This window comes from Arthrobacter ruber (assembly GCF_002954225.1).
GTDB classification, from domain to species: Bacteria; Actinomycetota; Actinomycetes; order Actinomycetales; family Micrococcaceae; genus Arthrobacter_D; species Arthrobacter_D ruber.
The window spans coordinates 41,744-63,525 of the sequence record NZ_PPTH01000017.1 but is presented as its reverse complement, the minus strand read 5'-3'; the positions used below and the strand labels follow the sequence as shown (position 1 = coordinate 63,525).

Here is a 21,782-nt window from a genome sequence, read left to right as displayed (position 1 = left end):
TGGATTCTGTGGATAAGTGCGCTGGTCGGGGCGCTGATGCGGATCTGCCCTGTGGATAACGTGTGTGTCCGGGCGACGGCCTCCTGCCGGCAGCTGTGGGCAGAATCCTTGTCATTCTGCGGATCCACAGGCAGGACGGGGGTTTTCCTCAGGTTGAGGCTCCCTGTGCCCATGGTTATCCACAGCTGTGTCCACACCTGTTAATTACAGGGGTGCGATTCGAGTAACCGGCCGGTCAGGCTTCGCGCTGCTTGTGCTTGATGCGGTTGGTGAGCTCGGTGACCTGATTGAAGATGGCGCGCCGCTCCGCCATGAGCTCGCGGATCTTCCGATCCGCGTGGATGACCGTCGTGTGGTCGCGGCCGCCGAGTTCCTGCCCGATCTTGGGCAGGGACATGTCCGTCAGCTCCCTGCACAGGTACATCGCGATCTGGCGCGCCGTCACCAGGGTCCTCGTGCGCGACTTGCTGCACAGCTCGTCCATGCTGATCTGGAAGTAGTCCGCGGTCTGCGCCATGATCACCGTCGAGGTGATCTCCTGGGCGCCGTCGTCGGAGATGAGATCCTTCAGCACCACCTCGGCCAGGTTCACGTCCACCGGCTGGCGGTTGAGGCTCGCGAAGGCGGTGACCCGGATCAGGGCACCTTCCAGTTCGCGGATGTTCGTCGCGATCTTCGAGGCGATGTACTCGAGGACGTCGTCCGGTGCACTCAGGCTGTCGCTGATCGCCTTCTTGCGGAGGATGGCGATGCGGGTCTCCAGCTCCGGCGGCTGGATGTCGGTCAGCAGACCCCACTCGAACCGCGACCGCATGCGCTCCTCGAACCCGATGAGCTGCTTGGGCGGCATGTCCGAGGTGATGACCACCTGCTTGTTGTGGTTGTGCAGGGCGTTGAAGGTGTGGAAGAACTCCTCCATGGTCCGGTCCTTGCCGGAGAGGAACTGGATGTCGTCGATCAGCAGGATGTCGACATTGCGGTAGGTCTGCTTGAAGCTCGACCCCTCGTCGTCGCGGATCGAGTTGATGAAGTCGTTGGTGAACTCCTCGGAGTTCACGTAGCGCACGCGGATCCCCGTGTAGAGGTGTCGGGCGTAGTGCCCGATGGCGTGCAGGAGGTGGGTCTTGCCCAGGCCCGAGTCGCCGTAGATGAACAGCGGGTTGTACGCCTTCGCCGGCGCCTCGGCCACCGCTACCGCGGCAGCGTGGGCGAAGCGGTTCGACGAGCCGATCACGAACGTGTCGAAGATGTACTTGGGATTGAGTCGGCCGAACTCGGAGGAGTTGCTGGGTGGCGTGGGTGAGGGTTTCGTCTCGCCCTTCGGCTCGGGCGAGACCCGCTCGGGTTCCTGCTCCGGGGCTTCCTCGGCCACGGGCGTCAGCTCGGGGTCGATCACGAAGGCGCACTGGATGTCCTCGCGGAACACATCGCGCAGCGCCTCGTCCAGGGCTGCCTTGAGCTGGGTCTGCAGGACTTCGCGCGTCAGCTCGTTCGGGACGGCGATGAGCATGGTGGTGCCGATGAGTCCCTGGGCCTGGGCCAGCACCATGAACCCCCGCTGGCGCGGTGTTACGCGATCGTCGTGCTCGAGGGTCCGGATGACCTTGCGCCAGGAGCTCCCGACGTCGTTGACCTCATCTGTACCCACGAAACCCTCTCTTGGCTGTGCTGTCCGCACTCGACAAGGTCCGTTCTCCACAGAGTTGTACACAGCTCGTGGATAAACGGACCAGAGCCAAGACTAGAGGATGAAAAGTGCAGAAGATAGCGGACTGGAGCGGCACCGGAGGCACTGTGAAGGGACTCACGCGGGGCTGCCGGGCCGACGTGTAGTGTGACTCCGGCAGCAGTTGTCCACAGGTTGGTGGAAAACGGGTCCACAGGCTGGTGACAGCGGGTTTGACGCCCCCGAGCCGCGTCCCCTAACGTTATGTAGTCCAACATGTCTGCATTTCGCATGCCATCACTGATGTTTCCGGGTACTAAGTGGCCTCGGGATGTGACAGCTCTTCCGCGAATGTCGGATGTACACCTTCATCGCGTCAGTCTGTTCTTCCCCCTTGTTGCAATGGGCCGGACGCATCTCAAGATCGTTCTGGAGTAACTACAGTGAGCAAGCGGACTTTTCAGCCGAATAACCGCCGTCGTGCCAAGAAGCACGGTTTCCGTCTTCGCATGCGCACCCGTGCTGGTCGTGCCATCCTGTCGGCACGCCGCGGCAAGGGCCGTACCGAACTCTCGGCATAAGCGGTTCCTCCCACGCCATGCGTCCTTCGGGTGATCGCGCGGGCACAGGGTTCCTCGCTCGGACAGAGAACAGGACCCCGTAGTGCTACCGATGATCCACAGGGTGCGGACGGCGGCGGATTTTGCACGTACCGTACGTTCCGGTGCCCGCTCAGGGCGCCGGAACGTCGTGCTATACGGCTCCAGAACCCCCGACTCCTCGCCCTCCCGCGTCGGCTTCATCGTCGGGAAGAACGTCGGGAACGCGGTCATCCGCAACCTCGTTAAGAGAAGGCTTCGTCACGTGTCGGCGGAGTGGGTCGCTCTGCACCCGCACGGGTACGACGTCGTCGTCCGTGCGCTACCAGCGGCCGCGGACAGCGATTGGCCGGCCCTGCAGAAGGACTTCTCCGGTTGCGTCGCCACGGTGGTCCGCAGGCTGGACGGCTCCGCGTCGGCGGAAAGGCAAGGCAGAGTATCGTGAGCAGGGTCGCTATCAGTGTGCTGGCCTTTGTCGTCGGGCTGCCCCGCCTGGCGGCGATCGGATTCCTGATCGCGTACCGGAAGGTCGTCTCTCCGCTGTACGGGCCGGTATGCCGGTTCTACCCGAGTTGTTCCGCCTATGCGCTCGAGGCCGTGACCGTTCACGGGTTCGTGCGCGGTGTGTGGTTCGCCTCCAGGCGGCTCGTCCGCTGCAACCCCTGGAACGACGGCGGCGTGGACCACGTGCCCGCCGGTTCCAGGGTCTTCCCGGACGGGAAGACCCCCTCGATTGTTGTGTTGAACCATCCGGTGATCCCGGCCGATGACGAAAGCCGCCCGGCGGCTTGAGGAGCTAACTGATTATGGATTTTTTCGAGACGATCCTGGCGCCGTTCAGGTGGCTCGTGTCGTGGATCATGTTCATGTTCCACGAGGGCTTCACGTTCCTCGGAATGGACCCCGCGTCCGGCTGGACCTGGGTGCTGTCGATCGTCGGGCTCGTCGTCGTCATCCGTGCCGCTTTGATCCCCGTCTTCGTGAAGCAGATCAAGGCCCAGCGAGGCATGCAGGCCCTGCAGCCGGACCTGCGGAAGCTTCAGCAGAAGTACAAGGGTAAGACGGACCAGCTCTCGCGCCAGGCGATGACGCAGGAGCAGATGGCGCTGTACAAGAAGCACGGGACCAACCCGTTCGCGGCATGCCTGCCCATCCTGATCCAGATGCCGTTCTTCTTCGCGCTCTTCACCGTCCTGAACGGCATCTCCCGCGCGAGCGAGGAGGGCACCGAGATCGGCGCCCTCTCCCCGGAATCCGTACGGCAGTTCGACGATGCGACGATCTTCGGCGCACCCCTCTCCTCCACGTTCCTGGGCAGCTTCGGCGCCAACTGGAACGCGAGCGTGGTCATCCTGTCCGTGATCATGATCATCGCGATGACAGCCTCGCAGTTCATCACGCAGAAGCAGATCATGGCGAAGAACATGTCCGAGGAGGCCATGCAGAGCCCCTTCATGCGTCAGCAGAAGATCATGCTCTACATCCTCCCGCTCGTGTTCGGTATCGGCGGCATCAACTTCCCCATCGGCGTCCTGGTGTACTGGACCACCACCAACATCTGGACCATGGCCCAGCAGTTCTACGTCATCCGCCGCATGCCCACGCCCGGTTCACCGGCGGCGAAGGCATTCGCCGAGAGGCGCGCGAAGAAGGGCCTGCCCACGGTCCAGCTCCTCGGTGAGCGGAAGACCGAGCCCGCGATCGAAGCTGTTCCGGAGCCACGGGGCCAGCGTGTGCAGCCCCGCAAGAAGAGGAAGAAGCGATGACGGTAGACAACGAAGAGCACACTCCCGATCCAGGTGGTACCGCCTCCGACGACGACGTCGCGACCGACGGTGGTACCAAGGCCTCCCGGCTCGATGAGGAGGGCGACGTGGCCGCCGATTACCTCGAGGAGCTGCTGGATATCGCCGACATCGACGGCGACATCGACATCGAGGTCCGCAGCGGCCGCACGTACATCTCCATCGTCTCCGAGGACCGGTCCGACGCCGGGCTCAGTTCGCTGGTCGGACGGGACGGGGAGGTGCTCGAGGCTCTGCAGGAGCTCACGCGCCTCAGCGTCCTGACCGCGACGGACTCCCGCTCACGCCTGGTGCTCGACGTCGACGGTTACCGCGACCGTCGTGGCCGCGAACTGGCGAAGATCGCCCAGGACGCGGTCGACACGGTGAAGGAGACGGGCGAGGACGTGGCACTCGAACCGATGTCCGCCTACGAGCGCAAGATCGTGCACGACGTCGTGGCGGATCTGGGTCTCCTCAGCGAGTCCGAAGGCGAGGGCGCTGCACGGCACATCGTCGTGTCACCCAGTGATGACTGACGCACCACAGCCGAGCACCGGGGTGTTCCCCGAGCCCTCGATGGAGGAGTCGGTAGCAGCTGAAGCGGTCTTCGGCGCACGGTTGGACACGGCCCGCGGGTTCGTCGCACACCTCGCGTCCTCCGGGATCGAGCGCGGCCTGCTGGGCCCCCGGGAGGTACCCCGTCTGTGGGGCCGGCATGTCCTGAACTGCGCGGTCGTGGCCGACCTCATGGAACAGGGTGCGTCCACGGTGGACGTCGGGAGCGGGGCGGGACTCCCGGGACTGGCGATCGCCATCGCGCGCCCGGACCTGTCGCTGCACCTCGTGGAACCCCTCGAGCGTCGGGTGACATGGCTGAACGAGGTGGTCGACGACCTCGGGCTCACCAACGTGGCGGTACATCGCGCCCGAGCGGAGCAGATGGTCGGACAGATCGCCGGTGACTACGTCACCGCGCGCGCCGTATCCGCACTGTCCACGCTCGCAGGTTGGACCATCCCCCTGGCCAAGCCGGGTGGGGAGGTCCTCGCGATCAAGGGCCGGAGTGCGTCCGAGGAGATCGAGAAGGCGCGCAAGATGATCCGGAAACTGGGCGGCGGAACCGCGGAGATCGTCACCGTCGGTAGTGGAGTCCTTCCGGAGCCGACCACGGTCGTCCGCATCCCCGTCAGGACCGCTTGATCCGTGGCACTCCCGTGGCCGCGCTGCGCCTCATGAGGTGGCGGTGAGCGGCTACCCTTGTAGATAACGACGTCTGGCATGTGAGAGTGAGTTACTGAGTGACCATCAAGGACGCCCCTACCCTGAAGTCCGAGCCCTTCTCGGTGGCTGCAACCGCGCCTGCTCTCGGTCTTCGGGAAATACAACCCGATGTGTTTGCAGACCCGGCAAATACCGGCGTGGTTCCACGTGAAACCTCCGCGTCTGCCTCGGACGCCATCGACGCGCCGGCGCCGAGGAAACAGAGCAAGGGCAGGAACGTCATGGAGGCCATGGACGAGTCCTCGCCGCTCGGTCGCGAACTGGCCAGTGAGGCCAAGCGACGGGAGAAGCTGCTGGGCAAGGCTCTCCCCAAGCCACAGAGCACACGCATCATGACCATCAGCAACCAGAAGGGCGGGGTCGGCAAGACGACGACGACGGTCAACATCGCGGCCGCCCTCGCCTCAGCCGGCCTGCAGGTCCTGGTCATCGACATCGACCCGCAGGGCAACGCGTCGACCGCCCTCAACATCGACCATCATGCGGACGTGGACTCGATCTACGACGTATTGATCGATGACGTGCCGCTGGGTGACGTCGTCGCCAAGTGCCCGGACGTGCCGAACCTCATCTGTGCCCCCGCCACGATCCACCTCGCGGGCGCCGAGATCGAGCTCGTGTCCCTGGTGGCCCGCGAGCAGCGTCTCCGCCGCGCGATCGACGTGTATGCCAAGGAGCGTCAGGAGAAGGGCGAGCCGCGTCTGGACTTCGTCTTCATCGACTGCCCTCCGAGCCTGGGACTCCTGACCGTCAACGCGTTCGTCGCGGCAAAGGAAGTTCTGATCCCCATCCAGTGCGAGTACTACGCCCTCGAGGGACTGAGCCAGCTGCTGAAGAACATCGAGATGATCCAGAAGCACCTCAATGCCGACCTCACGGTGTCGACGATCCTGCTGACGATGTACGACGGACGGACGAACCTTGCCGCGCAGGTAGCCGCCGAGGTGCGCGAGCACTTCCCAGAGCAGGTTCTGAAGGCCGTTGTACCCCGGTCCGTCCGCATCTCCGAGGCGCCGAGCTACCAGCAGACCGTCATGACCTACGACCCATCCTCGAGCGGCGCCCTCTCCTACCAGGAAGCGGCATCGGAGATAGCCTCGCGCTCGTAGCAGGACCTCGGGCTCGTCCGTTCGACGGGTCCAACTCGGAGTAGTGGTGGAGTCCTGCTCCATCGATCGGAAGGAATGACATGGCGGAAAAGCGGCGGGGACTGGGTCGAGGGCTCGGTGCCCTCATCCCCAGCGCCCCGGAAGAGGTTCCTGAGGAGGCTCCGGTCGAGGTTGCTCCGCAGCAAGAGGAATCGTCTCATACCAGTGCAACGGAGTCCTCGAAGAAGCAGGGCGGCCGTCCCGTCGATCTGTTCTTCGAGCGGGTCACCGAGGAGGACGTGGCCGAACAGCCCCGCTCCTATTCCTCTGCGCTCCGCAGCGGCATCAACAAGAATGTCTTGGAAGCACAAACGAAAAGGGTAGCGAAGTCGTCCGCGCGGAAGACCACTGCGGCCGGTAGCGGCACGAAGGGACGCGCCGCGTCGTCCGAGCAGCCCGCTCACGAGGGCAGTGCGGAGGAAGGTGCCGGCGCTCGTTCGGAGCAGCAGGAGGCGTTGAAGAAGTCGGTCACCGACGGGTCCGCGAAGGTTGTGCCCGCGCCGTCGGTCGTGTCCGCCGCGGACGCGCAGGCCTCTGCTACCGAGACAGCAGGTGCCGACGCGGAGAGGCAGGATGTCGGGAGCACGCCTCGGTCGGAAGCCGGGTCTGCGAGAACGGCGATTAATTCGCCTGCGGAGTCGAAGGATGACCGGTCCGATCTGCCCAGCGCGACGGAGTCAGGATCACGTGAGACACCGACGACCGACGAGGCGGCCCCGACGACCTCTGGGGCGAAGAGCCGGGATGGTCTGCTGCAGGTGCCCGGGGCGACGTTCGCCGAGCTCCCCCTCGACAGTATTCACCCGAACCGGAAGCAGCCCCGCGTCGAGTTCAACGAGGACGAACTCGCGGAATTGGTGCACTCCATCCGCGAGATCGGCGTGTTGCAGCCGGTGGTCGTCCGTCCCTCACAGGAGAACGGCGAGACGGGCTATGAGCTGGTCATGGGTGAACGCCGTTGGCGTGCGTCGCGGGAGGCGGGTCTGGCGATAATCCCCGCCATTATCCGCTCCACGCTCGACGACGATCTGCTGCGGGATGCTCTCCTCGAGAACCTCCATCGAAGTGCACTGAATCCTCTTGAAGAAGCGGCTGCCTATCAGCAGCTATTGGACGACTTCGGATGCTCACATGACGAGCTGGCGGGGCGCCTCGGCAGGTCGCGCCCGCAGATCTCGAACACGCTGAGATTGATGAAGCTCCCTCCGCTGGTACAGCGTCGGGTTGCGGCCGGCGTGCTCTCCGCAGGGCATGCTCGGGCGCTGCTCGGCCTCGCGGATGCTGCCGATATGGAGAAGCTGGCTCAGCGCATCGTAGCTGAGGGGTTGTCTGTTCGGTCGACCGAGGAGATAGTAGCCCTGAGTGGCGGACTGCGGAGGGCGAGTAAGCCTTCCACCCCCCGGGATGGAGCTCGCCATGAGCGACTCGATTACCTGGCGACTTCCCTGTCGGATCGCCTCGACACCAATGTGAAGATCACACTGGGGGCCAAGAAGGGCCGTGTGAGCATCGAGTTTGCCAGCGTTGACGACCTCAACCGCATCATCGGGGTGCTGTCGCCGGCCGCGGACTGATGTGCCAGCTGAAAAGCGAGAGGGCCTTGTTTCACGTGAAACAGGGCCCTCTCGCTTTTCTGGTGGTCGTCGTTGGTACGTCTGGTCGGCCAAGCGGCCTCTCGGCTCCGACGCTGGCGCTTCAGTCGGTTGCTGTAGCCGAAGGCGCTCGTGGGTCTTCCGCTAGGGATCGATGGCGTTGGAAGTGAAGTGCTGCCATCGTTCAACGCTGGAAGTGCTCCGTACGACCGGAGGAAGGACAGTTTGTTTACAACGCGCTGTCTCGCGTGTCCTTGTGTACGGATAGCTCGAACGGCGCCGGCCTCGTTTCACGTGAAACACCCCGAAGCGCGGTTCACCAGGTCGAACGCTCCTTCGGTCGACGACCAGAGGGAGCCGTGGGCTGCTGGTCTCCATGAGCGATGAAGCTACAGCTGCAATAGTCGCAACATTCGCGCTGATGGATCAGTAAGTGTTTCGTGCAGCATGACCGGGCACGGCAGCGCACGTGGAGGGCCGTAGCGAGCAGGCGATACTGGAGAGCACCAGCGGTTCTGTACGAGATTCTCACCGCGTGGGTGGTGATCCCATCTTCATGCCAGCTATAGCCATCGTTTTGCATGCCGAAGTCGGGGCTGAATCGTGCATAGCGCGGCCGCGGCCGGCCCTAGTACCGTTCCACTTGATCACCCGGCCCGTGAGGTCGCTTGGATATTATTCTCTCGCGCTGCTCCCTTCGACCCTGAGTCGGTAGTGGACAGGCGGACAGGGGATGAGGGACATAGCTTGCGCCGCGCCGCCCGTACTCCGCCCGCACCCCTTTGGCCTGACGGTCCAGGTGACCTGATGTCCCGTGGTTTCACGTGAAACGTGCGAGATTGTCCCGGTTACTGGTTACTGGTTACTGGCTACTGGTCACTGGTCGCCGGCCCCCGGACACCGATCCAGCGCAGCGGGGGTGATGGACGGGGTCCAGCACGCGGCTCCTACCGTGTCTGGGTACGGCCGATTCTGCTGTTGACACGATCGAATGCTGCGTTCGCGCGATGCCAGCGCCTACCGACCGTCGATCACGCCTGACCGCCTCGCTCCAGCAGAGGCGCCTCCCTGAGTTCGCAGCGAAGAATCGTCAATGTAGCTGCGCGGGTTATATAGAGGCGCGCTAAGACGGGCGGTCCGCTGCGCCGTCAACGGACTATTTGGGCCCGTCGAGTCCTGGTCGCCCCGAGCCATCGGTGTTGGACGAAAACATCGTGAGAGGACTGGCTGCAGCTACTCCAGGGCACTCGCAGGCGCTGGTCTGAACATCAGGGCAACCTCAGTGCGGGCGAGAGGAGGAAGCGACGCTGCTATAGTTACGGGCGGTTTCACGTGAAACTGTATGGGGAGCATCACCCTGCGGGCTACGACGTCAGTGCAAGAACGAGCGCGGAGTGTGTTTCACGTGAAACCGCACTAGCAACTTACGATGGGGAGCCTGCGATCCGCCGGCGGCACGCCCCGACGGTTTTCGTTCTCCACTCGCAGCGCCAGGAACCGGCGAAGGAAGGAGCTTCGACCCTCCGCGGTCGGGCATATCGATGAGCTCGTCCGTGGCATCGGTGATCGGCATTCGCTGAAAGGTGTCATCCGATTCGCCGTCCCTTGCGCAGACACGGCGAGCTTCTACGACCGATAGGACGGGAGCAAGGCTCAGGGCGTACGAGCTACCGCAGCCCCCCTGGTTGTCGACCAGCATGGCAAGGCGCAAAGGCGGCAGGGCGACTGGTCATGAACTCCTCTTGAGCGGAGGCCCGTGAAGCGTGTACGACGCGCATCCGGAACTGCAGGTTCGGGCAGGAGCAGCGCAGCTCGCCTGACCCTGCCCACTCGGGTCATGGTGCTCTGCTCACACCGGCGCAGCCACGGGGCGGGTACCCACCCCTCCGCCCTCCTCGCCACCCGACCTCAGGGCACTGCTACCCGTGTCAGCGTGTCGCCCGTGGTCCCGCCGTTTTTCATGGGTCACTTCCTAGGGGAACCTTCCCGCGCTGCACCCCGCGCACCTACTGGGACGGCTTTAGCTCCGACTCGTCGTGTTTCACGTGGAACCTCATGTCGACCGGGTACTCGCCCGACTGGCCTGGACGTGTAGACCTCACTGGTCGGGGCAGTGCCGAGGTTCCGCAGGACGTCGACCGTCATCCCGACCGACGGGAACAATTCGGCGGAAGAGAGTAGGACCAGTTCCTTCGAGTCATGGACCTGGGCAGTACTACATATGGTCCGGGCAGAAATGGGCCTCGAAGAATTCCTAAGCTACTCGAGACGTTGTAGCATCAGCAGCCCGTCCACAGTCCGCTGTGGGAGGTTGTTATCCCTCCGATCACGTTATGTCCAAGCGCTACGACCGGATGGCTCGTCGCCGCGGCTATCACTAGCCGCTCAGCTGACCCCAGCCACGTCATCCTTCCGCGTCGGTCATGGCCGATCTGGTTTGATCGGTGGGCCGACCCGTCGGATACCATCCGGTGTCCGCACTGCAGGAGTCGGCCGGGATGGGCCGCCGTTGATGGAGGGGCGGAGGTCGCCGGATCATCCGTTCTATTCGCTTGAGCGCACGGTATCGGGAGCCCTGCTTGTGCGCTGCCGGTCCTCTCGACGGAATGACGCGCCGCGCGTCGATTAGGGCTCTCCGGTGTGGGCTCCACAGGTGCATCTCCCTACGACGTCATTCACCGACGAATCCGAAGAGAGACCCCTCCGGGCGCCGTTTCACGTGAAACCTGTGTCCACGCCCGGGAGCGACCGGGAGCGGTGTCCGCTCCGGATGGCCGGACCGGGTCGAGCCCCCGGACGGGCGGTGGACGCACGAGCGATGGGGATCGGAGGATGCGCGGGACGGGTCGATGGACACACCCGTCGATGCGAGGGCCGGCATCACCGGGCAAAAAGAAGGGCCCGCCGGGAACCGGCGGGCCCTTCTATCAACCACGGATCAGTTGATGAACGCTGCGAACTCCTGCTCGAGCACCTGCTTCGGCTTGGCACCGATCGAGGTCGCCGCGACCTCCCCGCCCTGGAAGACGTAGACGGCGGGAATGGAGGTGATCCCGTACTTGGCGGCGATGGCGGGGTTGTCGTCGACGTTCACCTTCACGACGTCGACCTTCTCCGCGTGCTCGGCGGCGATGTCGTCGAGGATGGGTGACAGCATGCGGCAGGGCCCGCACCACTCGGCCCAGAAATCGACGATGACGGGCTTGGTTGACTTCAGGACGTCGGCGTCGAATGACGCGTCAGTCACATCCTTTGCGTTGCTCATTGCGGTTCTCCTTGTGGTTGAACGATCAGAGGGAAGCTGATTCGGATACTGCTTCGGCCGGCGGGGTCGGGACCCGTGCAGCCGTCTGGGAAAGGCTGACCGTGTCGGCGAGGTAGTGCTCGACGTCGAGGGCAGCGACGCAGCCACTGCCGGAAGCCGTGATGGCCTGGCGATACGTCGGGTCGATCACGTCACCCGCCGCGAACACGCCCGCGAGAGAGGTCTTGGAGGTCCGACCCTGCACCGCGATGGTTCCTTCGCTCGTGAGCTCGAGCTGATCCTTGACGAGGTCGACGCGAGGATCGTTGCCAATTGCGACGAAGATACCCGTCACGTCGAGATCGGTCGTGGAACCGTCCACTGTGCTGGCCACCTTCACCCCGGTGACCTTGTCCGCCCCATGGATGCCCACTACCTCCGAGTTCCACAGGAAGCGGATCTTCTCGTGGGCGAAGGCGCGGTCCTGCATGATCTTGGAGGCACGCAGCGTGTCGCGGCGGTGGATCACGGTCACGGAACGGGCGAACTTCGTCAGGAAGAGGGCCTCCTCCATGGCGGAGTCGCCACCACCGACGACGGCGATGTCCTGGTCGCGGAAGAAGAATCCGTCGCACGTGGCACACCAGCTCACGCCATGGCCGGACAACCGCTTCTCGTCCTCGAGGCCGATCTCGCGGTATTCGGAGCCCGTGGAGATGATGACGGCACGGGCGAGGAACTCCTCGCCCGTGGCGATGGTGAGCTTCTTGACCCCGCCGGAGAGTTCGGCCGAGACGACATCCTCGAAGAGGATCTCGGTCCCGAAGCGGCGCGCCTGCTTCTCGAACTGCTCCATCAGATCGGGACCCATGACGCCGTCGGCGAAGCCGGGGAAGTTTTCCACGTCGGTGGTGTTCATGAGTTCGCCACCGGCCTTGACCGAGCTCGCGAGCATGATCGGCTTGAGATTCGCGCGTGCGGTGTACACCGCAGCGGTGTAGCCGGAGGGGCCGGATCCAACGATGATCACGTCGTGGATCTTCGGGTCGCCGCCGGAGCCGTCGGCAGTGGGCGTGTCGAGCTGGACGTCGGTTTGCGTTGTCACGATGGGTAAAGACCTTTCTGTCTTCTCATGCGCTGATACGGCCGCATCGGGCATATCCGCGGACACTCTCCTCAACGGAACCACATGCATGGATATTCCGCCGACTGGACCGTCCGAGCACGCCCGACGGCGCGGTCGGGAGGACCGCTGGTCGGGGAATCACCGTCCGGTCAGGTGACCCGGACCTCAGCGATCCGGACACCGAAGGGGAACTGTGCCTGGATATTGGAGAGCCGCGGCAGCTGGGTGAAATTGATGATCACGAATCGGGCCTTTTCAGGGCCCTCCGCACCGGCCGGGACGGGAAGGTTCACCGTCGGCGAGGTGAAGCCGCTCCGCGTGATCTGACGGGCACCGTCGAGCGTGGGTGCATCGTTCAGCGAGACCGTGAAGGTACCACCGGCGCCGTTGAGCTGGTCGATGGACACCTGCGAGACGGTCGACTCCTCCTCGAGTTCCACCACCAGCGCCATGCTCGTCGCCAGGCCGCCGAAGGTGTCGCTCGCGTAGACCTGATTTCCCCAGTACGTCGTGGGATTGCCGTCGATGATCAGCGGCAGGGTGCGGTCATTGCCCGCGTCGAGCCCGGGATTGTCCGGGACGAGTCGTGTGATGCCGGTGATGACGGGAGGAACGGCCTCGACCACCGGCTCGGCCGTCGGTGTGGCGGGCGCCGTGGTGGGGTCCTCGCTCGCAGCAGCACCGGGGGTCTGCTGCGTACCGTCGGCAACAGGGTCCTGGCCGCCGACGAGCGATCCGAGTGTCGTCGCAGCGAGCACGACGGCGATCACCAGGACGATACTGAGCACCACGCCGACGAGGACGCGCGTGAACTTGCGCCCACCGCCGTCGTTGTCGTCGTCGACCCCGTCCGAACCGCCGTCGACGCCATCCGAGTCGTCGTGGGCATCCCGATCCTCGTCGCGGTCGAACAGGGGGAAGCGCGAGGCGGCCCGCTCAGGCTGTACGGCCACGGCCGCTGCAGCTGCAGCGCCGCCGGCGACGCCCGCCGTCACCGGCGCACGGACGGGACGCGACTCGCCGGTCTGCTCCTCCGGATCCTCGCGGTAGGCGGCAGGGGACGCACCGACCGGTCGGCGGCTGGGGGGCGGCGGGACGAGGTGCGCCGTGGGCCTGTGCTCAGGGACGGGATCCGCTGCGACGGGAGGGAGATCGGAGGTCTCGTCCTGCTGCTCGTCCTCCGGTTCCTGCCGGCCCCGTCGCCAGGGTAGGCCGGAGAGTCGGAACTTCCGCTGGTGCCGGGTGTCCTCGTCGTCCTCGTACTGGTCCTCGTAGTCGTAGGTCTCCGGCTCCGTGGACCGCGGGCGGCCGAAGATCTCGGACCCGAGGGTGTCCGTGAAGAACGGCTCCACGTACGGCTTGTGCTCGACCGGTGCGTCCTGCTGCACGATGAGGTCGAGCATGTCCGCCGCGGGGGCGCGATTGGTGACCAGGTAGGTACCTGTTTCGGTGATGCCGAGATCGAGGACCTGGATGCTGCCCATCCTGTCGCCGGTGGCCAGTTCCCGGGCGCTCGTGGCGACCTGGGAGGCGTTGCCGGCCGACGCGACGAGGATGCTGACAGGCCGGTTGAGCACCTGGTCCATGCCGTCGAGCACGAGGTCCTTCTCAGCAGAGGCCAGCACGTAGGCGGTCACCTTGTAGCGACCACCCAGCACTGAACCCACGTCTACTGCTTCTGGCACGAGTTCCTCCCGGCGGACCCTGGCTGATTTCTCTCCATGCTACCGGTCGGTCACACGTTTCCCGGGCTGGACGGGCGAGCGCCGCTCCGCCGGAACCGCGCGAGAAGCGGCCCTACGAACTCGCTCAGTTCGGTGATCCTGAGCAGTTTCAGCATCCCCAGGTAGACCACCGACATCACGAGTCCGCCGACCACGAGCACCACTGCGGCATTGAGCTTCGACTGCCAGAGGAAACCTGCGGCATCGTAACCTCCGAACGCCCAGCACAGCGCGGTCCCGACGACGGCGGCCACGATCCCCGCGATCGTGAGCCGCACGTGGACGTCGAAGACGTGCCCCGCACCGTAGTGGCCGATGGACCTGGTCAGGAACAGGTGGCTGACGACGACGGCGATCACGTTGCCGAGGGAGTAGGCGACAGCGAGCAACGGCACGATGAACCGGGGGTCGAACATGCCGGCGGCGAGGGCGAACACGACGCCCACGACGGACAGGACGATCTGGATCTTGAGCGGTGTCCTCACGTCCTCGCTCGCGTAGAACACCCTGTTCAGGAAGAAGTTCGCGCTGAGGAACGGTGCTCCTACGGCGAGGATCGCGATGATCACACCGTTCAGGGCGGCGCTCTCGGCGGATTCGCTGAACAGCATGCCGAGGGGCCCGGCGAACGTGAGCAGGGCCGCCGCACCGAAGACGGTAGCAACCCCGATGATGCGCAGCCCCTGGGACAGGGTGGAGCGCACAGTGGGCAGGTCGCCGTCGGCGTGGGCGGCGGAGAGCTGGTTGAACATGACGGTGGCGAGGGACAGCGCGATCACCGCGTGCGGCAGCTGGTACACCATGGCGCCGAACTCGAGGTTCGTCGAGCCCGCGATCTGCACGGGGGGATCCTGCGCGAGGAACCGTGGCCGGGCATCGGAGGCCATCGTGGCGACCCGCAGGTTCACGAGGTAGAGCCCGTTGCCGATGAGCATGGTCACGATCGTGACGGACGCGAGCTTCCCGGTCCGTCCGAGCCCTGTCCCGCGGACACCGAATCTCGGCCGCAGGCCCAGGTTCAGGCGCTTGAGCGGGACGAACAGCACGAGCGCCTGGATGATGATGCCGAGCGTCGTCCCGCCGGCGAGCAGCAGGGTCTGCCCCGACGTCCAGGTCCCGGGACTGTGCCGTTCCACCTGCTCCGTCCCCACCACGGCGATGAAGACCACCAGGAAGGCGATCGACACGATGTTGTTGACGACCGGCGCCCACATGTACGGGCCGAACGAGCCGTTGGCATTGAGGACCTGACCGATCACCGCGTACATGCCGTAGAAGAAGATCTGCGGCAGGCACCAGTACGCGAAGGCCGTGGTGAGGGCGAGGTTGGGTCCCGTGAAACTCGTCGTCACGCTGACGATGACCGGTGCCGCGAGCGTCACGAGCACGGTGAGGACGAGCAGCGCGGCGGCCGCGAGCGTGAGGAGCCTGCTGACGTAGTCCGACCCGCGGTCGGGCTGCCGGCTCGCGCGGATGATCTGTGGCACCAGGACGGCGTTGAACACGCCCCCCGCGAGCATCAGGTAGATGAAGTTCGGCAGGTTGTTCGCCGAGGTGAAGAGGTCGGACACCTGACCCGCGGCGCCGATCGCGGTGGCGAGCAACGCCACCCGGACCAGGCCGAGGACCCGCGAGACGAGCGTCCCAGCGGCCATGATGGCGCTCGAGCGTGCGGTGGATCCGCTGCTCGGAGTCGGGGGATCATCACGGACCGGCTGTCCGGCATCCTGCAGGGGGGTCGAGGCTGTATTGGTGTCGGACATCGTTCTCCATCGTCTCATTTCTGGGAGGCGACGACGGTGTCCGGGACGTGCGCACTGCTCAGAGGTGCTCGGGCAGGACCTCACGGGCGAGATCGGCGATCCGGCGCTCGTTGGGGAAGGAGAGCCGCCGGCCGAGTTCATGCAGGGGGACCCACGCGACGTCGACGGCCTCATGGTCCGGGTCGTTCTCGATGGTGAGGTAACCGCCGGTCGCGATCAGCAGGAAGTGGTGGACGGTCTTGTGCACACGGTGGCCGCTGACCGTGAACCAGTAGTCGATGCTGCCCAGCGCCGAGACGATCCTGCCCTCGATGCCGGTCTCCTCGGCGATCTCGCGGACGGCCGCCTCCTCGCTGTTCTCCATGCCTTCCGGGTGGCCCTTCGGCAGGCACCATTCCAGCCGTCCACCACGGTTCAGGCGGGCGATGATGGCGACGTCGAGGGACTCCTTCGTGGTGTCCACGACGATCCCGCCGGCGGACACCTCCTCCACCGTGGGCAGCTGGTGCTGCACGGCAGGCATACCCGTGGTTCCCATTGACACGGTCAACGGGGTGCGCTTGGGAGCACTTGGAACGGGTCGGTCCATGCAGACCACTCTAACGATCTTTAAGAGGAGTCGATGACGGTGCGACGCGTCGCACGCCCGTTCGTACAGCATCCGCATGGGCTGTCCGAGGTGTGGGAAACCGTGACCGATCTGGCACCCTTAAGGGACTATGGCGCACCTGCTGGACACTTCGACACTCACCGCACCCCTTCCTCCCGTGGTCCTCGAGGTCGGGGAACTCTTCGGCGCTGCAGGGCACGAACTCTCGCTCGTCGGCGGGCCGGTACGGGATCTGTTCCTCGGCAGGGTGTCACCGGATCTCGACTTCACCACCGACGCCGATCCGGATCAGACCCTCGCGGTCATCGGGCGCTGGGCCGACGCCCACTGGGAGATCGGCCGGGCGTTCGGCACGATCGGCCTCCGCAAGGGCGGCCACCAGATCGAGATCACCACCTACCGTGCCGAGGCCTATGACCCGGCGTCCAGGAACCCGGTGGTCGCCTTCGGCACGAGCCTCGACGACGACCTCCTCCGCCGGGATTTCACCATCAACGCCATGGCGCTGCGGCTGCCCTCCCTCGAACTCGTCGACCTCTTCGGCGGTGTGCGCGACCTCCACGCCGGAGTCCTGCGGACGCCCGGCACGCCGTCGTCGTCGTTCTCCGACGACCCGCTCCGCATGATGCGTGCCGCGCGGTTCACGTCCCAGCTGGGCGTGACGGTTGCACCCGAGGTCGCGGAGGCCATGGAATCCATGGCCGAGCGGATCTCGATCATCTCCGCCGAGCGCGTACGCGACGAGCTGGTCAAGCTCATCGAGGGCAGGGCGCCCGACGCCGGGATCGACCTGATGGTGGAGACCGGCCTCGCCGAGCACGTGCTGCCCGAGGTGTCGGCGCTGCGACTGGAGACGGACGAGCACCACCGTCACAAGGACGTCTACCAGCACTCGCTGACCGTCCTGCGTCAGGCCTGCGCCCTCGAGACCGGCGACGACGGCGCTGTGCCGGCACCCGACGTCGTCCTGCGCCTCGCCGCGCTCCTGCACGACATCGGCAAGCCCGCCACACGGAAGTTCGAGCCGGGCGGTGCCGTGAGCTTCCGCCACCACGACGCCGTGGGCGCCAAGCTCACCGCCAAGCGCCTGCGGGCGCTGCGGTTCGACAACGACACCATCAAGGCCGTCGCCCGTCTCGTGGAACTGCACATGCGGTTCTACGGCTACGGCGAGGCCGGCTGGAGCGACTCCGCGGTGCGGCGGTACGTGAACGACGCCGGCCCCCTCCTCGAGCGGCTCCACCGCCTCACCCGTTCCGACGTCACCACCCGCAACCGCCGCAAGGCCGAGCGCCTCGCCTTCGCCTACGACGACCTCGAGGAGAGGATCGCGGCGCTCGCCGAGCAGGAGGAGCTGGACTCGATCCGCCCGGACCTCGACGGTGAACAGATCATGGCGCTCCTCGGCATCCGCCCCGGTCCGGTGGTGGGGCGTGCTTACCGGTTCCTCCTCGAGGAACGCATGGAGCACGGGCCCCAGGGCCCGGCAGAGGCCGAGACCGCGCTCCGCCGATGGTGGAGCGACCAGCCCGAATCCCAGGAGAGCACACCATGACGCCCATGACCGGCGCCGCAGCACCGGACCTCACGCCCACCGGTACGCCGCTCCCGAAGCTCTGGCTCCTGCGGCACGGGGAGACCGAGTGGTCCAGGGACGGCCGCTACACGGGCCTCACGGACCTCCCGCTCACGCAGCACGGGGAGGACCAGGCGCTCGCCGCCCGCCACCATCTCAAGGGCGTGGACTTCGACCTCGTGGTGACCTCGCCCCTGCAGCGTGCGGTCCGCACCGCCGAGCTCGCCGGCTTCCCCGACGCCGAGGTCCTGCCGTTCGCGCACGAGTGGGACTACGGCGACAACGAGGGCCTGCACAGCGCAACGGTCCGCGAGGAGAACCCGGGGTACCTCATCTGGAACGACGGCGTCCCCAACGGGGAGACGCTCGATCAGGTCTCGGAGCGGGCGGACCGCGTCATCGCCCGCGTACAGGCAGGCTGCGGCACACCCGCGGACCGCGACCCCGCAGCGACGCCGGTGGAGAATGCCCTGCTCGTCGCTCATGGTCACTTCCTGCGGATCGTCGCCGCCCGCTGGCTGCAGTTGGGCGCGATCGAGGGCCGCCACCTGGTTCTCGGTACGGCCGCGGTCTGCGCGCTCGGCTGGGACAAGCGGACGCCCGCGATCGTGCACTGGAACCTCTGACCGGCGTCCGACACGGAACCGAATTCACACCCGAAAGAACTCGACCAATTAATTCGGGCCCAGGGCTATCCTCGCGCCTATTCGGTGGGGTAGCTTAACTCATGTGCCATTGGGCGTTCCCAACCCGAACATCGGGGGAACGTCCGGGCCGTCCGACCGCGTTATCGACGAAATGGAGGTGGAGATCGTGAATACCATGCTCAGCGGAGCCTTTGCCCGCAGCACCGATCCCGCCTTCGTCCTCCGTACGCACTAGGAAGTCTGCGCACCGGCAGCTGCCGGTTCACCCCGTGTCACCTCGCATCCGTGCGCGGCTTCCTTTCGTCCACCTTTATCGGCGGCTTTCTCCTCCTGCCATTTCTGGCTCATTCCTGCCGTTCCACGCGTAGAAAGTTTTATCATGCCCAATTCACGGCTTCATCATGCCCAATTCACGGATGAACCTGTATCGACCGCCACGACGCCCGATCCTGCTATTCCCGCGCATGGCGAATTCATCATGGGCGGGTCACTGACTCCCCTCCCGCACGGCATCACCCCTTTACAGGACCTGCGGGACCTGCGGGACCTGCCGGGAGTCCTGCCGGCACCCATGCCCGCGTTCCACACCAGGAAGGAGGTGCAGATCATGCTGAGGAGATGGCGGAACGGCCTCGAGCTGTGGGGACGGATCCTGGCTGCCCCGTCGCACGGTTCCCGTGACGCCTGCCAGCGCTACCTGCTGCCCAACCACACCCTGTACATCAAGTGAACGGCACTGCACCGGAGGCACGCCCCCCTTCGGCGTCCCCCGGAGTACCCACCGGAGAAGCCCGCGCTTCCGGCGCGGGCTTCTCCCTGTAAAGCACCGTCCGCCGAGGCGCCCGGATGCTCCGTTGTCGCGGGCATCCCCGGAATGCAGTGCGAGGACGCCGCGTTATAGGGTCAGAAGGGCCCGACCGGCCCTGTCCCAACCGGTCGGAGAGGAGAGGATGTGTCCGGCGTCAGGCGCGTAGCCATGCTGTCCCTGCACACCTCGCCCTTCGACCAGCCCGGGGCGGGCGACGCCGGTGGGATGAACGTCTACGTCAGGAGTACGGCGCTCGAACTGGCGGGAGTGGGGATCGACGTCGAGATCTTCACCCGGGACGCGGGAGAGGGCCGGCCCCGCCGGGAAGCCCTCGCCGACGGCGTGCTGGTCCACCACCTCGAGGCCGGGCCGCGTCGGCGCATCCCGAAGGAGACCCTGCCCGATCTCACGGAGACGCTGGCCGACGCGATCACCGACGTCGCCGACCTCCTGGCCGACGGTCACTTCGACGTACTGCACTCCCACTACTGGGTGTCGGGCACCGTGGGTCTCACCCTCAGCCGTGAGATGAACCTCCCGCTCGTCCACTCGATGCACACCATGGCGAAGGTCAAGAATCGGCACATGAGGGCCATGACCTCGCCGGAGCCCGCGGACAGGGTCGCGGGCGAACTGGGCATCGTCGCCGGGGCGGCACGCCTGATCGCCAACACCACCACCGAGGCCTCCGAGCTGGTCTCGCTGTACGGCGCGTCACCGGACCGGATCGACGTCGTGGCGCCCGGCGTGGATCTGTCGACCTTCCACCCCGGTGACCGCGCCGCCGCCCGCGCCGCCCTCGCGTTCCCCGAGGACCAGTTCCACGTGCTGTTCGCCGGCAGGATCCAGAAGCTCAAGGGTCCCCAGGTCCTCGTTGCGGCGGCCGCCGAGCTGCGCCGTCGTAGGCCGGACATCCCGCTCGCCGTGAGCATCCTCGGCTCGGGCAGCGGATCCGAGGCGCTCGCACTCCAGCCCGCCATCGACCGGGCGGGCCTCACCGGCGCCGTCCGGCTCTACCCGCCGGTCACGGCGGCTCACCTGGCGCAGTGGTTCAGGGCCGCCGACGCCGTGGTCATGCCGTCCTTCAGCGAGTCCTTCGGGCTGGTGGCACTCGAGGCGCAGGCCTGCGGCACTCCCGTGGTCGCGGCGAACGTCGGCGGCCTCCCGCAGGCCATCAGTGATGGACGCAGCGGACTCCTCGTGGACGGCCACTCCGCGGGCTCCTGGGCGGACGCCCTCGAACGGCTGTACGACGACGTGCACCTCCGGGCGGCGCTCGGACGGGGGGCGGCGACCCATGCGCTCGCCTTCGGCTGGCAGCGCACGGCCCTGCTCACCGCACAGACGTACCGCACCGCCGTCGACCGCTTTCCCACCGCCGCCACGCGCTGAGGGCCCCTGCCGTCGCCCCTACGATGGAAGGGTGAATACCGCCGAGCTTGCCGAGTACCTCGATTCCGTGAAGATCACCGGCGAGGTCGCCACGACCCGGCAGGACAACCTGAAGCACATGCGCCTGTTCCTCGAGGGCAACGAGCACCTGGGGTTCGGTGTGGAACTGACGCGGGAATGGTCGTTCGACGACGTCTTCGACCTCATGCACGAGCGCGTGGGCACGAGCCCCGACCGGAGCCACACCGAGGGGCAGGACACCATCGACGCGATGAAGTGCGTCGCCGCCCTCGACCGTCTCGCCGACCGCCTCGGAGCCTCGGCGCGCCGGGGTGAGCGCATCCTCTTCGCCACCGGGCACCCCGCGGGCCTGCTGCCCGTCCACGCAGCGCTCGCCCGCGCGGTCGCCGCTGCGGGCGCCGTCGTGGTGCAGGTCCCCGAGGGACGGCACTTCGGGGCAGGGGACATCCGGCAGGTGTTCGGTGTCCTCGTCTGGCACCAGCACGGCGGGCTGATGCACACCCACTTCCCCGAACCCATGCGCCTGAGCCTCGAGACCCTCACCGCGAACGGTGCGGCGATGCCGGACCTCGTGGTGGCTGATCACGGGTGGGCCGGACAGGCCGCCAGTTCGGGTATCCCCACGCTCGGGTTCGCCGACTGCAATGATCCCGGACTGTTCGTCTCCGAGGCGCAGGGCCAGGTGGAGGTGGCCGTCCCCCTCGACGACAACGTGACCCCCGGACTGTACGCCCCGCTCATCGCCTACGTCCTCGAACGTGCCGGACTGCCGGCGGCCTGACCGGTGTCCGCTGATAG

19 protein-coding genes are annotated in these 21,782 nt (G+C 66.1%); 13 read left to right on the top strand and 6 right to left on the bottom strand.

All coding sequences use genetic code 11. The annotated features are described in order from the left end of the window. Nucleotides 1–235 precede the first annotated feature (235 nt). Entirely contained in the window at nt 236–1,648 is a 1,413-nt protein-coding gene (gene dnaA, locus CI785_RS11380; RefSeq protein WP_105032223.1) for a chromosomal replication initiator protein DnaA, read from the bottom strand. A gap of 461 nt (nt 1,649–2,109) precedes the next feature. On the opposite strand from dnaA, the gene rpmH reads away from it, so the two are divergent. From rpmH to CI785_RS17290, 8 genes are all read left to right on the top strand, one after another. After that, nucleotides 2,110–2,247 (top strand): 50S ribosomal protein L34, encoded by a 138-nt coding sequence (gene rpmH, locus CI785_RS11375; RefSeq protein ID WP_022892375.1) that lies wholly within the window; start codon nt 2,110–2,112, stop codon nt 2,245–2,247. 91 nt (nt 2,248–2,338) lie between these two features. Next, the gene (rnpA, locus tag CI785_RS11370) at nt 2,339–2,710 is read left to right on the top strand and encodes a ribonuclease P protein component (protein ID WP_240615199.1); all 372 of its coding nucleotides are present in this window, start codon (nt 2,339–2,341) and stop codon (nt 2,708–2,710) included. Continuing rightward, nucleotides 2,707–3,057: a membrane protein insertion efficiency factor YidD gene (yidD, locus tag CI785_RS11365; RefSeq protein ID WP_420808233.1), complete on the top strand. Its 351-nt coding sequence runs from the start codon at nt 2,707–2,709 to the stop codon at nt 3,055–3,057. Before rnpA ends, yidD begins: the two co-directional genes overlap by 4 nt. Nucleotides 3,058–3,071: 14 nt before the next feature. Further along, entirely contained in the window at nt 3,072–4,031 is a 960-nt protein-coding gene (yidC, locus tag CI785_RS11360) for a membrane protein insertase YidC (RefSeq protein WP_105032220.1), read from the top strand. Then, nucleotides 4,028–4,588, top strand: a complete 561-nt coding sequence (locus CI785_RS11355) for a Jag family protein (RefSeq protein WP_105032219.1) — start codon at nt 4,028–4,030, stop codon at nt 4,586–4,588. Before yidC ends, CI785_RS11355 begins: the two co-directional genes overlap by 4 nt. 40 nt (nt 4,589–4,628) lie before the next feature. After that, on the top strand, nt 4,629–5,252 hold the full coding sequence (gene rsmG / locus CI785_RS11350; protein WP_105032650.1) for a 16S rRNA (guanine(527)-N(7))-methyltransferase RsmG: 624 nt from the start codon (nt 4,629–4,631) through the stop codon (nt 5,250–5,252). A 302-nt stretch (nt 5,253–5,554) separates the two neighbouring features. Continuing rightward, nucleotides 5,555–6,442, top strand: a complete 888-nt coding sequence (locus tag CI785_RS11345) for a ParA family protein (protein ID WP_105032218.1) — start codon at nt 5,555–5,557, stop codon at nt 6,440–6,442. 494 nt (nt 6,443–6,936) lie between these two features. Continuing rightward, complete coding sequence (locus CI785_RS17290; protein ID WP_420808245.1) at nt 6,937–8,055, top strand: ParB/RepB/Spo0J family partition protein; 1,119 nt, start codon at nt 6,937–6,939, stop codon at nt 8,053–8,055. 2,956 nt (nt 8,056–11,011) lie between these two features. On the opposite strand, the gene trxA is transcribed toward CI785_RS17290, so the two are convergent. The 5 genes from trxA to CI785_RS11315 form a co-directional block, all read right to left on the bottom strand. Further along, on the bottom strand, nt 11,012–11,338 hold the full coding sequence (gene trxA / locus CI785_RS11335) for a thioredoxin (RefSeq protein WP_105032217.1): 327 nt from the start codon (nt 11,336–11,338) through the stop codon (nt 11,012–11,014). Between the two features lie 25 nt (nt 11,339–11,363). Continuing rightward, a complete protein-coding gene (gene trxB, locus CI785_RS11330) occupies nt 11,364–12,356 on the bottom strand; it encodes a thioredoxin-disulfide reductase (RefSeq protein WP_420808244.1) in 993 nt (330 codons plus the stop codon). Nucleotides 12,357–12,592: 236 nt separating this feature from the next. Further along, the gene (locus CI785_RS17360) at nt 12,593–14,128 is read right to left on the bottom strand and encodes a hypothetical protein (protein ID WP_476692379.1); all 1,536 of its coding nucleotides are present in this window, start codon (nt 14,126–14,128) and stop codon (nt 12,593–12,595) included. Nucleotides 14,129–14,178: 50 nt separating this feature from the next. Then, entirely contained in the window at nt 14,179–15,930 is a 1,752-nt protein-coding gene (gene murJ / locus CI785_RS11320) for a murein biosynthesis integral membrane protein MurJ (protein WP_105032215.1), read from the bottom strand. Between the two features lie 58 nt (nt 15,931–15,988). Then, nucleotides 15,989–16,519, bottom strand: coding sequence for an NUDIX hydrolase (locus CI785_RS11315; RefSeq protein WP_105032648.1), 531 nt, complete (start codon nt 16,517–16,519; stop codon nt 15,989–15,991). Between the two features lie 130 nt (nt 16,520–16,649). On the opposite strand from CI785_RS11315, the gene CI785_RS11310 reads away from it, so the two are divergent. The 5 genes from CI785_RS11310 to CI785_RS11290 all read left to right on the top strand — a co-directional run bounded on the left by CI785_RS11310 (nt 16,650) and on the right by CI785_RS11290 (nt 21,765). Next, nucleotides 16,650–18,095, top strand: coding sequence for a CCA tRNA nucleotidyltransferase (locus CI785_RS11310; RefSeq protein ID WP_105032214.1), 1,446 nt, complete (start codon nt 16,650–16,652; stop codon nt 18,093–18,095). Further along, the gene (locus CI785_RS11305; RefSeq protein WP_240615162.1) at nt 18,092–18,742 is read left to right on the top strand and encodes a histidine phosphatase family protein; all 651 of its coding nucleotides are present in this window, start codon (nt 18,092–18,094) and stop codon (nt 18,740–18,742) included. Before CI785_RS11310 ends, CI785_RS11305 begins: the two co-directional genes overlap by 4 nt. 499 nt (nt 18,743–19,241) lie before the next feature. Beyond that, entirely contained in the window at nt 19,242–19,493 is a 252-nt protein-coding gene (locus tag CI785_RS11300) for a hypothetical protein (protein ID WP_105032213.1), read from the top strand. 222 nt (nt 19,494–19,715) lie between these two features. After that, a complete protein-coding gene (gene mshA, locus CI785_RS11295) occupies nt 19,716–20,963 on the top strand; it encodes a D-inositol-3-phosphate glycosyltransferase (RefSeq protein ID WP_105032212.1) in 1,248 nt (415 codons plus the stop codon). A gap of 31 nt (nt 20,964–20,994) precedes the next feature. After that, on the top strand, nt 20,995–21,765 hold the full coding sequence (locus tag CI785_RS11290; RefSeq protein ID WP_240615161.1) for a phosphatase: 771 nt from the start codon (nt 20,995–20,997) through the stop codon (nt 21,763–21,765). The last annotated feature ends 17 nt before the right edge of the window (nt 21,766–21,782 follow it).

Bases quoted from the DNA above. Each gene is read 5' to 3' on its own strand.
- rnpA (WP_240615199.1), top strand. From the start codon at position 2,339: ATGATCCACAGGGTGCGGACGGCGGCGGATTTTGCACGTACCGTACGT.
- yidC (WP_105032220.1), top strand. From the start codon at position 3,072: ATGGATTTTTTCGAGACGATCCTGGCGCCGTTCAGGTGGCTCGTGTCG.
- CI785_RS11355 (WP_105032219.1), top strand. From the start codon at position 4,028: ATGACGGTAGACAACGAAGAGCACACTCCCGATCCAGGTGGTACCGCC.
- rsmG (WP_105032650.1), top strand. From the start codon at position 4,629: ATGGAGGAGTCGGTAGCAGCTGAAGCGGTCTTCGGCGCACGGTTGGAC.
- CI785_RS11345 (WP_105032218.1), top strand. From the start codon at position 5,555: ATGGAGGCCATGGACGAGTCCTCGCCGCTCGGTCGCGAACTGGCCAGT.
- trxA (WP_105032217.1), bottom strand. From the start codon at position 11,338: ATGAGCAACGCAAAGGATGTGACTGACGCGTCATTCGACGCCGACGTC.
- murJ (WP_105032215.1), bottom strand. From the start codon at position 15,930: ATGTCCGACACCAATACAGCCTCGACCCCCCTGCAGGATGCCGGACAG.
- CI785_RS11315 (WP_105032648.1), bottom strand. From the start codon at position 16,519: ATGGACCGACCCGTTCCAAGTGCTCCCAAGCGCACCCCGTTGACCGTG.
- CI785_RS11310 (WP_105032214.1), top strand. From the start codon at position 16,650: ATGGCGCACCTGCTGGACACTTCGACACTCACCGCACCCCTTCCTCCC.
- CI785_RS11305 (WP_240615162.1), top strand. From the start codon at position 18,092: ATGACGCCCATGACCGGCGCCGCAGCACCGGACCTCACGCCCACCGGT.
- CI785_RS11300 (WP_105032213.1), top strand. From the start codon at position 19,242: ATGGGCGGGTCACTGACTCCCCTCCCGCACGGCATCACCCCTTTACAG.